The sequence below is a fragment of the Roseicyclus salinarum genome (assembly GCF_029624655.1).
Taxonomy (GTDB): Bacteria; Pseudomonadota; Alphaproteobacteria; order Rhodobacterales; family Rhodobacteraceae; genus Roseibacterium; species Roseibacterium salinarum.
Genome location: NZ_JARRSA010000051.1, coordinates 1 through 11,921 on the forward strand (window position 1 = coordinate 1; position 11,921 = coordinate 11,921).

The 11,921-nt window shown below is 70.4% G+C and carries 12 protein-coding genes; all 12 read left to right on the top strand.

Going from position 1 to position 11,921, the window contains the following annotated elements; all coding sequences use genetic code 11:
- Window positions 1–935: LysR family transcriptional regulator (locus tag P6F26_RS19270; RefSeq protein WP_278030332.1), on the top strand; the 935-nt coding region annotated here is incomplete at its 5' end.
- Window positions 936–1,031: 96 nt separating this feature from the next.
- Window positions 1,032–1,847, top strand: coding sequence for a putative hydro-lyase (locus P6F26_RS19275; protein WP_278030333.1), 816 nt, complete (start codon window positions 1,032–1,034; stop codon window positions 1,845–1,847).
- A gap of 30 nt (window positions 1,848–1,877) precedes the next feature.
- Complete coding sequence (locus P6F26_RS19280; RefSeq protein ID WP_278030334.1) at window positions 1,878–2,918, top strand: TRAP transporter substrate-binding protein; 1,041 nt, start codon at window positions 1,878–1,880, stop codon at window positions 2,916–2,918.
- A 21-nt stretch (window positions 2,919–2,939) separates the two neighbouring features.
- Window positions 2,940–3,527 carry a TRAP transporter small permease subunit gene (locus P6F26_RS19285; protein WP_278030335.1) on the top strand — a complete coding sequence of 196 codons (588 nt, stop codon included), beginning with the start codon at window positions 2,940–2,942 and terminating at the stop codon, window positions 3,525–3,527.
- The gene (locus tag P6F26_RS19290) at window positions 3,524–4,807 is read left to right on the top strand and encodes a TRAP transporter large permease (protein WP_278030336.1); all 1,284 of its coding nucleotides are present in this window, start codon (window positions 3,524–3,526) and stop codon (window positions 4,805–4,807) included. The genes P6F26_RS19285 and P6F26_RS19290 overlap by 4 nt, the downstream gene beginning before the upstream one ends.
- Before the next feature lie 17 nt (window positions 4,808–4,824).
- Entirely contained in the window at window positions 4,825–5,580 is a 756-nt protein-coding gene (locus P6F26_RS19295; protein WP_278030337.1) for a 5-oxoprolinase subunit B family protein, read from the top strand.
- Window positions 5,577–6,593 (top strand): 5-oxoprolinase subunit C family protein, encoded by a 1,017-nt coding sequence (locus P6F26_RS19300; RefSeq protein ID WP_278030338.1) that lies wholly within the window; start codon window positions 5,577–5,579, stop codon window positions 6,591–6,593. Before P6F26_RS19295 ends, P6F26_RS19300 begins: the two co-directional genes overlap by 4 nt.
- Window positions 6,594–6,595: 2 nt before the next feature.
- Entirely contained in the window at window positions 6,596–7,387 is a 792-nt protein-coding gene (locus tag P6F26_RS19305; RefSeq protein WP_278030339.1) for a LamB/YcsF family protein, read from the top strand.
- A 114-nt stretch (window positions 7,388–7,501) separates the two neighbouring features.
- Window positions 7,502–7,936, top strand: a complete 435-nt coding sequence (locus tag P6F26_RS19310; RefSeq protein ID WP_278030340.1) for a DsrE family protein — start codon at window positions 7,502–7,504, stop codon at window positions 7,934–7,936.
- A 129-nt stretch (window positions 7,937–8,065) separates the two neighbouring features.
- A complete protein-coding gene (locus tag P6F26_RS19315) occupies window positions 8,066–8,956 on the top strand; it encodes an NAD-dependent epimerase/dehydratase family protein (protein WP_278030341.1) in 891 nt (296 codons plus the stop codon).
- Between the two features lie 86 nt (window positions 8,957–9,042).
- On the top strand, window positions 9,043–10,005 hold the full coding sequence (locus tag P6F26_RS19320) for a Gfo/Idh/MocA family protein (RefSeq protein WP_278030342.1): 963 nt from the start codon (window positions 9,043–9,045) through the stop codon (window positions 10,003–10,005).
- 401 nt (window positions 10,006–10,406) lie between these two features.
- Window positions 10,407–11,921: vWA domain-containing protein (locus P6F26_RS19325; protein ID WP_278030343.1), on the top strand; the 1,515-nt coding region annotated here is incomplete at its 3' end.

Sequence of the window (11,921 nt, forward strand, 5' to 3'; positions counted from 1 at the left end):
GATCGGGCATACCCTGCCGCGCGGCGCGCAACGGTGGGACGAACATGGGCCGGCTGAACCTCGAACAGCTGCACACCTTCGTGGCGGTGGTGCGCTTTGGCGGCATCGGGCGGGCGGCCGACGCGATGAACCTGACCCAGCCCGCCGTCACGGCGCGCATCCGCAACCTCGAGGCGACGCTGAACGGCGCTCTGTTCGACAGGGCGGCAGGCGGGCTGACGCTGACCAAGCGTGGCGAGCGGCTGCTGAGCTATGCCCGCAAGTTCGAGCAATTGTCCGAGATGGTCGAGCGCGACGTGATCGACCCCGAGGGGCTGGAGCGGCACCTGCGCATCGGCGTGTCGGAGACCATCGCGCAATGCTGGCTGCCAGACCTGATCGCGCGGCTGCACCAGCGTTATCCCCGGCTGGAGATCGAGTTCAACGTGGACATCTCGCTGGGCCTGCGCGAGGGCCTTCTGAACCGCGAGATCGACCTTGCGATCCTCTTGGGTCCGATTTCTGAATATTCCGTCGACAACATCGAGCTGCCGGGCTTCGACCTCGCGTGGTATGTTGCGGCCGATGCCCCGCCGGTAGACGATCCCGCCGCGCATTTCCGCCGCCCCGTGCTGACCTACGCGCGCAACACGCGGCCGTACCGGGAACTGCGCGAAAAACTCTTCGAGCGCGCGGGCCCCGAGGTCGCGATCTTCCCCTCCTCGTCGCTCTCGGCCTGTTTCCGGCTGGTCGAGGCGGGCCTGGGCGTGGCGGCCCTGCCGCGCGCGCTGGCCGCCGATCCGCTGGCCGCCGGGCGGATCGTGGAGTTCGATCCGGGCTGGGTGCCGGGGCCCCTGCGCTTCACCGCCTCATACCTCGCAGAACCCAAGAGCCACCTCGTGGAAACGGCGGCTCACCTCGCGCGCGAGGCCGCTCTGCACCATGCCGAGGCATAGAAATCATTTATCGGAATCGAGAAAATCTTTCGATTTGATTTGATGGCGGCGTCGGGACAGCCTTCGGGGAACAGACATCCCGAACCCGAGGGGCAGATGACCGACGCCTTCCGCGACCTGCAGCGACGCGACCTCGCGACCGTGCGCTCCGCGATCCGCACCGGAGCCTATGGCGGCCACACGGCGGGGCTGGGCGCGGGCTACCTGCAGGCCAACGTCGTGATCCTGCCCGAGGCCTTCGCGCTCGATTTCATGCGCTTCTGCCAGCGCAATCCCAAACCCTGCCCGCTGGTCGGCGTGTCCGACACCGGCGACCCGATGATGCGCACGCTGGGCCGCGACATCGACATCCGCAGCGACGTTCCGGCCTACAACGTCTACCGCGACGGGCGGCTGGAGGGGGCCGTGAGCGATATCGCCGACCTTTGGGCGCACGATATGGTCGCCTTCGCGCTGGGCTGCTCGTTCACGTTCGAACATGCGCTGGGGCGGGCGGGCATCCCGCTGTGGCACGTCGAGAACGACAGGACGGTGCCGATGTTCCGTTCGTCGATCCCTTGCGCGGCCGCGGGGCCGTTCCGCTCCGACATGGTGGTGAGCCTGCGCGCGATCGCCGCCGACCGCGTGGCAGAGGCCACCGAGATCTCGCGCCACTACCCGCTTGCGCATGGGGGGCCGGTCCACGCGGGCGATCCCGCCGCCATCGGCATCGCCGACCTGTCGCGGCCCGACTGGGGCGACCCCGCGCCGCTGCCCGAGGGGCATGTGCCGATGTTCTGGGCCTGCGGCGTGACCCCGCAGGCCGCCATCGCCGCTGCCGCCCCGCCGCTGTGCATCACGCACCGTCCGGGACACATGCTGATCACCGACATCCCCGAGGATGCCGAGGTGCCGGTGCTGACTTACGAGTGACGCAATGACACCAACACGGGAGACCATGGAATGAAGACGAAAATCGCGATCCTGCTGGCAGCCAGCGCGCTTGGCAGCCCGGCGCTTGCGCAATCCGAGACGCTGTCCGTGGTGGGCAGCTGGTCGAACCTGCCGCTGCACATCCAATACGAGGCGCCGTTCTGGACCGAGACGCTGCCCGCGGCCTCCGGCGGCGAGATCGAGGTCGCGCTGACCACGCACAACCAGATGAACCTCGGCGTCGGCGACGTCTACCGCCTGCTGGGCGAGGGCGTCTACGACGTGGCGATGACGGTGGCCGACTACGCCGTGGCGGACGCGCCCGAACTGGAAGGCCTGGACGTGCCGCTGATCGCGATGACGGCGGACGAGGCCCGCGCCATGGTCGACGCGGCGCGGCCCATGGTCGAGGACATCTACCGCGACCGTTTCAACTCGCACGTCCTCGCCATCGCGCCCTATCCGCCGCAGGTCGTGTTCTGCAACGCCGAGATCGAGAGCCTCGCGGACCTCGAAGGGCTGAAGGTGCGCGCCTCGGGCCGCATGACGGCCCAGTTCCTCGAGGCGCTCGGGGCCGAGGGCATTAACGTCAGCTTCGGCGAAGTGCCGGGCGCCCTGCAGAACGGCGTCGTCGATTGCGCGGTGACGGGCGCGGGCTCGGGCTATTCGGCGGGCTGGTGGGAAGTCTCGACGCATCTCCTGCCGATCCCGCTGGGCGGCTGGGACAGCGTCGTGACCGCGATGAACCTCGACCGCTGGAACAGCCTCTCGCCCGAGATGCAGGCGCTGATCTCCGAGACCATCGCCGCCGAGTTCGAGGCCCCCGCCTGGGCCGCCGCGCAGGACGCGCTCGTGACCGACATCAACTGCCTGACCGGTAGCGGCGAATGCCCCGTGGGCGAGGCGCGCGACATGGTGCTGGTCGAGGTGTCCGACGCCGATTACGCCCGCGCCCGCGAGGTGCTGGAAACCACCGTGCTTCCCGACTGGGCCGAGCGCGCCGGGGCCGACTGGGCGGCGCGTTGGAACGAGAGCGTGGGCGCCGTGACCGGCGTGACCGTCACGCAGTAACGACAGGACGGGAGGATCGCCATGGCCGACACCATCATCGACCACCTGCGGACGCTCAACCGCCGTGTTGCGCTCGTGGTGGGGGCGGTCCTCCTGCTGTGTGCCGGCGTCGTCCTTCTCGACATCGTGCTGCGGCGGTTCCACGCCTCCTTCGGCGGGACCGACGAGATCAGCGGCTACGTCATGGCGATCGCCACGTCCTGGGGCATGGCCTACGCGCTGAGCGAACTGGGCCATGTGCGCATCGACCTGATCCGCAGCCGGGGCGGCCCACGGATGCGGTCGCTGTTCGACCTGTTCAGCCTCAGCGTCCTGGCCGCCACCGTGACGCTGATCGCGGTGAAATGCTGGCCGGTGCTGGAGCGCTCGATCGCCAATTCGTCGCGCGCGAACACGCCGCTCGAGACGCCGCTCGCGCTGGTCCAGTGGCCGTGGATGGCCGGCTGGATCTGGTTCGCGGTCGCGTCCTGGGTGACGCTGCTGGCGGCCGCGGTCATCGTCCTGCAGGGCCGTCACGACGCCGCGCAGGCCCGTATCGGCATCACCGGCGAGCTGGAGGAGGCCGAGGCCGCCGCCATGGCCGCACTGAAGGGAGACGGCGCGCGATGATCCCGTCCATCACCATCGGCCTGCTGGCCCTCCTGGGACTTTCGATCCCGGTCGGCATCGTCCTCTTTCTGCTGGGCTTCGGGATCGACCAGTTCTTCAGCCCGTTTCCGCTGCTGCGGGGGCTCGGCAACATGGTCTGGTCGACGTCCAACAACCCCACGCTGATCGCCATTCCCTTCTTCGTGCTCCTTGGCGAGATCCTCGTGCGGTCGGGCATCGCGACGCGGACCTACGCCGCGCTCGATCGCTGGGTCAGCTGGCTGCCGGGCGGCCTCGTCCACGCCAACATCGCCACGGCGACGATGTTCTCGGCAACCTCGGGCTCGTCCGTCGCGACGGCGGCCACCGTGGCGACGGTCGCCATGCCGCAGGCCGAGAAGCTGGGCTACGACCCGCGCCTGTTCTCCGGCGCCATCGCGGCGGGGGGGACCCTCGGGATCATGATCCCGCCCTCGATCAACCTCATCGTCTACGGCTTCCTGACGCAAAGCTCGATCCCTCAGCTTTTCCTCGCGGGACTGATCCCCGGCCTCCTGCTTGCCCTTGGGTTCATGGCCGTGACCGTGCTGATCTGCGCCCTGCGCCCCGGCCTTGGCGGGGTGCGGCGGGTATTCCCGCTGCCCGAGATGCTGCGCGCGCTGGTTCAGCTGCTGCCCATCATCCTGCTTTTCGGCGTGATCGTCGGAACCATCTACCGCGGCTGGGCCACGCCGACCGAAGCCGCCTCCGTCGGCGTCTTCGGCGCCCTCGTCATCGCCGCGCTCTTCGGGCGGCTCGATCTTGCGGTGATCCGCGAAAGCGTCCTCGGGACGGTCAAGATCACCGCCATGATCATGCTGGTCGTGATCGGCGCGTCCTTCCTCAACTTCACGCTCGCTTCGGCCGGGCTGGGCGCCGAGCTGGAGGCGATGCTGGACGGCCTCGGCCTGTCGCCGATGGGCCTGATCCTCGTGGTCGTGGCGATCTACATCGTGCTCGGCTTCTTCATCGAGACGCTGTCGCTGATGGTGGTGACGATCCCGATCATCGTGCCGCTCGTGGTGGCGCAGGGGTTCGACCCGATCTGGTTCGGCATCCTGATGATCGTGCTGATCGAGATGGCGCTGATCACGCCGCCCGTGGGCCTGAACCTCTATGTCGTGCAGGGCGCGCGGCGGACCGGGCGCATGGGCGAGGTCATGGTGGGCGCCGTGCCCTACGTTCTGGTCATGCTGGTCATGGTCGGCCTTTTGATCGCCATGCCGCAGCTTGCGCTGTTCCTGCCGGAAACGCTGCGATAGCCTGACCGGCAGACGCCATGAAACCCGCATCCGAACCTGACAACGGGCAATTTCCCCGCATCGACTGGCTTGGGCTGGACGGCCTGCTCGTGCGCTTCGGCGAGGTGTTGGGCGAGCCTGCGAACCGCGCGGCGCTGGCGCTTCGCCATGCGGTCGAGCGCGAGGGTTGGCCCGGCGTGGAAGAGGTGACGACCTCGCTCGTCTCGACCTACCTGCGCTTCGATCCGCTATCGGTGGACGCCGATGCGCTGCGTGCCACCCTTGCCGAGCTCGTCGCCGGGCGCGACTGGACCAGGGCGGACCTGCCGGGCGGGCGCAGGCTCTGGCGGGTGCCGGCGGTGTTCGGCACCGATCTCGCCCCGCAGCTCGAGGAGGCGGCGGCGCTTGCGGGCCTCACGCCCGACCGCGCCGTGCAGGAGATCGCGGCCACGCGGCTGCGCGTGCAGACCATCGGCTTCGCCCCCGGACAGCCCTATCTGGGCGAGTTGCCGGGCCACTGGACGATCCCGCGCCAGACCGAACTGACGCCGAAGGTGCGCGTCGGCGCGCTGTGCGTCGCGATCCGGCAGATGACGCTGTTCTCCGTCTCCACGCCCACGGGCTGGCGGCAGGTGGCGCAAACCGCGCTGCGCCTGTTCCGGCCAGAGAGCGGGACGCCCTTCCTGTTGCGTCCCGGCGACGAGGTCATGTTCCAGCCGGTCGCCCGCGAGGCGTGGGACCGGCTGTGCGCGGAAGGGCCCGATGGCGGCGCGGTGGCGGAGCTCATCGAATGACCCGCGCGCTGATCGTGCAAAGCGCCGGCCCGATGATGAGCCTTCAGGACGGCGGGCGGCCCGGCCTTCTGGCGCAGGGCCTGTCGCGCGGCGGGGCCGCGGACCGCGTGGCGCTGGCCGAGGGCGCGGCGCTGCTCGGCCAGAGGGGCGATGTCGCGGCGCTGGAGATGGCCGGGATGGGCGGCGTGTTCGAAGCGACCTGCGACACGCGCATCGCGCTGACCGGCGCGCCCATGCGCGCGACGCTGGCGGGCGCGCCGCTGGTGTGGGGCGCGTCGCACTGGCTGCGCGCGGGCCAGACGCTCGAGATCGGGCCGGTCCTTGCGGGGGGGTACGGCTACCTGCATGTGGGTGGCGGGTTCGCCACCGACAGGGTCCTCGGGGCGCGCGGCGCGCACCTGGCGGCGGGGATCGGCCGGGTGCTGGCCTCGGGCGACCGATTGGCGCTCGGCCCCGATCCGGGCGGGGATGCGGGGCTCGCGCTTCCGGCATACGACAGGTCGGGGGGCGGCGTTCTGCGCGCAGTGGCCGGGCCGCAGACGGCGATGTTCGACCCGGACGAGATCGCCCGCTTCGAGGCGACGCGCTTCACCCGCGACGCGCGCGGCAACCGGATGGGCGTCCGCCTGATCCCCGAGGGCGCGGGCTTTCACACGCAGGCGGGGCTTTCGGTCCTCTCCGAGATCGTGGTGCCGGGCGACATCCAGATCACCGGCGACGGCACGCCGATGGTGCTGCTGAGCGAATGCCAGACGACGGGCGGCTATCCGCGGATCGGAACGGTCCTGCCTTGCGACCTGCCGCGCGTGGCGCAGGCCCCTCCGGGCGCGGTGCTGACCGTCCGTTTCGTGGAGCGCGCCGAGGCGCTCGAGGCCGAGCGCGCAGCGGCCGAGGCGGTCCGGGCCCTGCCGGGGCGGTTGACGCGGCTGGTGCGCGATCCGCGCGACATCCGCGACCTGCTGGCCTATCAACTCATCAGCGGTGTGACGGCGGGCGAGACGGAGGAGGCGTAGCGATGCAGACACGTGTGGATCTGAACGCGGACATGGGCGAAAGCTTCGGCGCCTGGCGCATGGGGGACGACGCGGCGCTTCTGGACGTCGTGACCTCGGCCAACATCGCCTGCGGCTTCCATGCGGGCGATCCCGACGTGATGGCCGGTGCGATGGCGGCGGCGATGGCGCGCGGTGTCGGCATCGGCGCGCATCCGGGCTTTGCCGACCTTCAGGGCTTCGGGCGGCGGCGGATCGACATGGACCGCCGCAGCCTCGGGAACATGGTCGCCTACCAGCTTGGCGCGGCGCAGGCGATGGCGCGGGCGGCGGGGGGGCGGGTGCGCCACCTCAAGCTTCACGGGGCGCTGGCCAACATGGCCGCCGCCGACGCCGGCATGGCGCGGGCCTGTTACGAGGCTGCGTTGGCGGTTGATCCCGAGATCATCGTCATGGTGCTGGCGGGCACCGCGCAGGAGGTCGTGGCGGGCGAGTTGGGGGCGCGGATCGCGCGCGAGATATTCGCCGACCGCGCCTACGAGGACGACGGCCAGCTGGTCGACCGCCGCAAGCCCGGCGCGGTGATCCACGACCCGGACCTGGCTGTGCGGCGGATCCTGGCCATGCTGGACGCTGGCGCGATCATTTCCGAGACGGGCAAGCGCCTTCCGATGCAAATCGACACGATCTGCCTGCATGGCGACGGCGCCGAGGCGGTCGCGCTCGCCCGGAGCCTGCGCGCCGCGCTCGAGGCCGCGGGCGTGATGCTCAAGGCCTTTGATGGCGAGCGGCAGGCCCCCGCCGGGCGCGGCTAGGGGCACGTCCGGCGCGTCCCCTGGCCCGTATCGTGTTCGTTCCGAGAAATTTGGCTTTGCCAATTGCCCGTTTGGCACGAGACTGGCCCTCTCGAACCAAGGGAGGGTTTCCGAATGAAGATGATCGCCACCGCCGCCGCGATGATGCTGGCCGCCGCAGCGCCCGCGTTTGCCGAGGGCGCGACACATCATGTCGCCATCCAGGTCAACTCGGGCGACGAGCAGACGATGAACGTGGCGCTGAACAACGCCGTGAACCTCACGCGCTTCTATGAGGCGCAGGGCGACGACGTCGTGATCGAGATCGTGGCCTATGGTCCCGGCCTCGCCATGATGATCCCCGATCGCAGCCCGGTGGAGGACCGGATCAACGCGATGTCTCTGGAATACGGCAACATGTCCTTTTCCGCCTGCGGCAACACGCACCGGAACTGGTCGAACCGCGAGGGCGTGGACATCCCGCTTCTCGACGCCGTATCCATCACGCCGTCGGGCGTCGTCAGGCTGGTGGAGCTGCAGCAGGACGGTTACGCCTACATCAGGCCATAGGAACGGCCCGCGGGGGCGCGCGACGGACCTTCGGCGCCCGCCTCCGGGCCGCGGCGGGGCGGCGTTCCGCGATCCGCCATCTGCCGCCCGCCCTGTGCGGGGCGGCGTCACGCATGAAGGGAGATCACGATGCGCATCCTTTTCACCGGAGGATCCGGCAAGGCGGGACGACACGCGGTGCGCCACCTGCGAGACCGCGGTCATCGCGTCCTCAACGTGGACCTCGTGCCGCTGGGACTGGAGGGGGTGGACGACCGGATCGCCGACATCACGGATGCGGGCCAGATGCATGACGTCATGGCGAGCTACGCGGGCTTCGACGAGCTGGAACCGGGCACGGGCGTGCCACGCTTCGACGCGGTCGTGCACTTCGCGGCGGTGCCGCGCATCTTGCTGAAGCCCGACGGCGAATGCTTCCGCGTCAACACGATCGGCACCTACAACGTGATCGACGCCGCCCTCAGGCTCGGCGTGCGCAAGATCGTCTTCGCATCCTCCGAGACCACCTACGGTGTGTGTTTCGCCGATGGCGAGCGCAGGCCCGACTACCTGCCCGTCGACGAGGCGCATCCGACCGTCCCCGAGGACAGCTACGCCATGTCCAAGGTCGTGAACGAAGTGACCGCGCGCAGCTTTCAGCGGCGCAGCGGGGCCGATATCTACGGCCTGCGCATCAACAACGTCGTCGAGCCGCACGAATACCGCGAGACCTTTCCCGCCTACGTCGCGGACCCGGCCCTGCGGCGCCGCAACCTCTTCGCCTACATCGACGCGCGCGACCTTGGCCACATGGTCGACCGCTGCCTGCACGTGGACGGCCTCGGCTACGAGGTGTTCAACGTCTCAAACGACACCCATTCCGTTGACCGCACGACGCCGGAACTTCTCGACGCCTTCTATGGCGGTGTGCCCGTGACGCGCGAGATGGGCGACCGCGAGACGTTCTATTCCAACGCCAAGGCGCGGCGGTTGCTGGGCTTCCGTCCGCAGCACGACTGGCGCGACGAACTCGGGCACTGAGCGCGAAACCCGGTCCCGCGCGGCGCGGGACGGCCCGCGAGGGGGCGCCTTGGATGCCCCAAGCGATACCTTACGGAGCACATGACATGACCGCGAATACCGCCATCATCGGCCTCGGCATCATGGGGCGCAGGATGCTGGAGAACATGGTCCGCCATCCCGGCTACCGGCCCGTCGCCCTGTGGGACCCCGATCCCGAGGCCTGCGGCGCGGCGCTTTCGATGGCGCCGGACGCGCGCGTGACGCCGTCGGCTGACGAGGCGATGTCGGCCGCCGAACTCGTCTACCTCGCCTGTCCCCCGGTGCCGCGAAAGGACTACGCGCTTGCCGCCGCCCATGCTGGCAAGGCCGTCTTCCTCGAGAAGCCGCTGGGCGTGGACATCGCGCAGAGCGAGGCGCTGGTCGCGGGCCTCCGGGCGGCTGGCGTGCCGGCCGCGGTGAACTTCACGCAGGCCGCGGGCGCGGCGCTGACCGGCGTGTCGCAGGCTGCGCGGGACGGAACGCTCGGGACGCTCGTCGGCGCGGACATCGTGCTCACCTATCCGGCCTGGCCCCGCGCCTGGCAGAAGGCGGCCGACTGGCTGCGCTTCCGCGACGAGGGCGGCATGACGCGCGAGGTCGTCTCGCACTTCCTGTTCTTCTGCGAACGGATCCTCGGGCCGCTGTCGCTCGTAGGGGCGATGCCCTCCTATCCCTCGGATCCGCGGCTGTGCGAGACGCACCTGCTGGCCCGGCTCGAGACGGCGGAGGGCCGCCCGGTCACGATCATGGCAAGCGTCGGCGGCGCCCAGCCCGACCGGCAGGAGCTGACGATCAAGGGCACCGAGGCCAGCCGCCGCATCACGGACTTCTACATCGACGCGACGTCGGACGGCGGTCCTTTCGTCGAGGTCGGCCCACGCCCGGCGGACCCCCGCAGGGCGAGCCTCGAGGCGCAACTGGACGATCTGCTCCTGTGCCTGCGCGGCGAGCCGCACCGGCTTGCGACGCCCGCCGAGGCCCTGCGCGTCCAGAAGCTGGTCGAGGGGATGTTGTCCGCCGGGAACTGAAGTGGCGGGGCGGGGACTGTCTGGTCCGGGGCGCCCGCGTTCCAGAATGGCGGCCCCCGCTGCTGCGGCCCCTCCGCCGGTGGCGCCATGCCCGCAGGCGCGGCACGGCGCGCCCGGCGGGCCGCGACAGCGCCTGAAGAAGCCTCCGCCCGTTCGGGCGCCGGCCCGCCATGCCATCCCTGAGGGTCGCGCGGGGCGCCCGCCGGACCCTCGCGTCGAATGACTGCCCGGCCCGTGCGGCGTTCATCGGCCACGCCGCCTCCGCGCCCGGACCGGGAAGACCTGCCTCCGGTCCCTGCGCTGGCGTCCGCCGGCCCCGGCTTCACAAACGACTGGCCGCGCCTTACGCTTCGCCGGCAGGGAAGGGCCGTCCGCATGTGGCCCGTGTCAGGAGTTGCCCCATGATCCGCGTCGCCGTCCTTCTTTCCATCGTCCTCGCCTTCGCCGCGCCCGTCGCCGCGCAACAGGACGATCGCCCCGACACGGTCCTCGTCCTCGACGCCTCGGGCTCGATGTGGGGCCAGATCGACGGGGTGAACAAGATCGTCATCGCGCGCGAGGTCATCGCGGAGGTGATGCAGGACCTTCCCGGCGATCTCGATCTCGGCCTCATGGCCTACGGGCATAACCGCCGCGGCGACTGCGCGGATATCGAGATGCTCATCGAGCCGGGGCAGGGCACGCGCGACGCGATCATCGGCGCCGTCAATTCGATCAATCCGCGGGGCCGCACGCCCATGACAGACGCCGTGGCCGCCGCCGCGCAAGCGTTGCGCTACACCGAGAACGCGGCGACCGTGATCCTCGTATCCGACGGGATCGAGACCTGCGAGGCCGATCCCTGCGCCATCGCCGCCGAGCTCGAGGCGGCCGGCATCGGCTTCACCGCGCATGTCGTCGGCTTCGACGTGGCCGGCGAACCCGAAGCCCGCGCGCAGATGCAGTGCCTCGCCGAGAATACCGGCGGCACGTTCCTGACGGCGGACAATGCCGAGGAACTGGCAAGCGCGCTGACACAGATCGCGGCAGCTCCGTCGACGGCGATGGTGACGGTCCTCGCGCAGGTCGAGCCGGACGGCCGCGCGCCCGTTTCTGCCCTCGACTGGACGCTCTCCTCGGCCTCCGGCGATGTCCTGCTCGGGCCCGTCGAGGCGCCGGGCTTCAACGTCGAGCTCGCCGCCGGCGACTACGTCGTGGAGGTGCGCCGCATGTCGCGCGATACCCGCCATTCCGCCGCTTTCACCGTCGCGGCCGGCGAGGACCTGCAGGTGATCGTGCCGCTTCCCGCGCTGCCGGTCCCCGTGACCTTCGAGGCGCGGCTCGACGCCCCGGACGGTCCGCTGATCGAGGAGCCGGTGCTGTGGTCCTTCGCCGACGTCACTGACGAGGCCGGAAATCCGCTCGCCGCTGAACTCGCGCCCGGCGCCTACACCATCGAGGCCTACTGGACGGCGGCCGAGCAGAGCCGGCAGGTCGAGGTGTCGCTTCTGGGCGACGACGCGCGCACCGTGGTCGCCGTCTTCGAGACGCCCCTGCCTGGGGCGACCCTGATTGCGCCCGAAACCGCCACGGCCGGGTCGATGATCGAGGTCGACTGGGAGGGGCCGGGCGAGGACACCGACTACATCTCCGTCGCCCGTCCCGGCGACGACGGCTACGAGAACTACGCCTACACCCGCGACGGCGCGCCACTCGCGCTCCTGATGCCGATCGAGACCGGAACGTATGAGCTGCGCTACATCCTGAGCGACGGCCGCGTCACCCTTGCGACCCGCATGATCGAGGTCACGCCCGTCGCGGCCTCGCTCGCCGCGCCCGACACCGCCGTGGCGGGGGCGGACGTTGAGGTGGCGTGGCAGGGCCCGGACTACGACGGCGACTACATCGCCGTCTCCCGTCCCGGCGACGACGGCTAC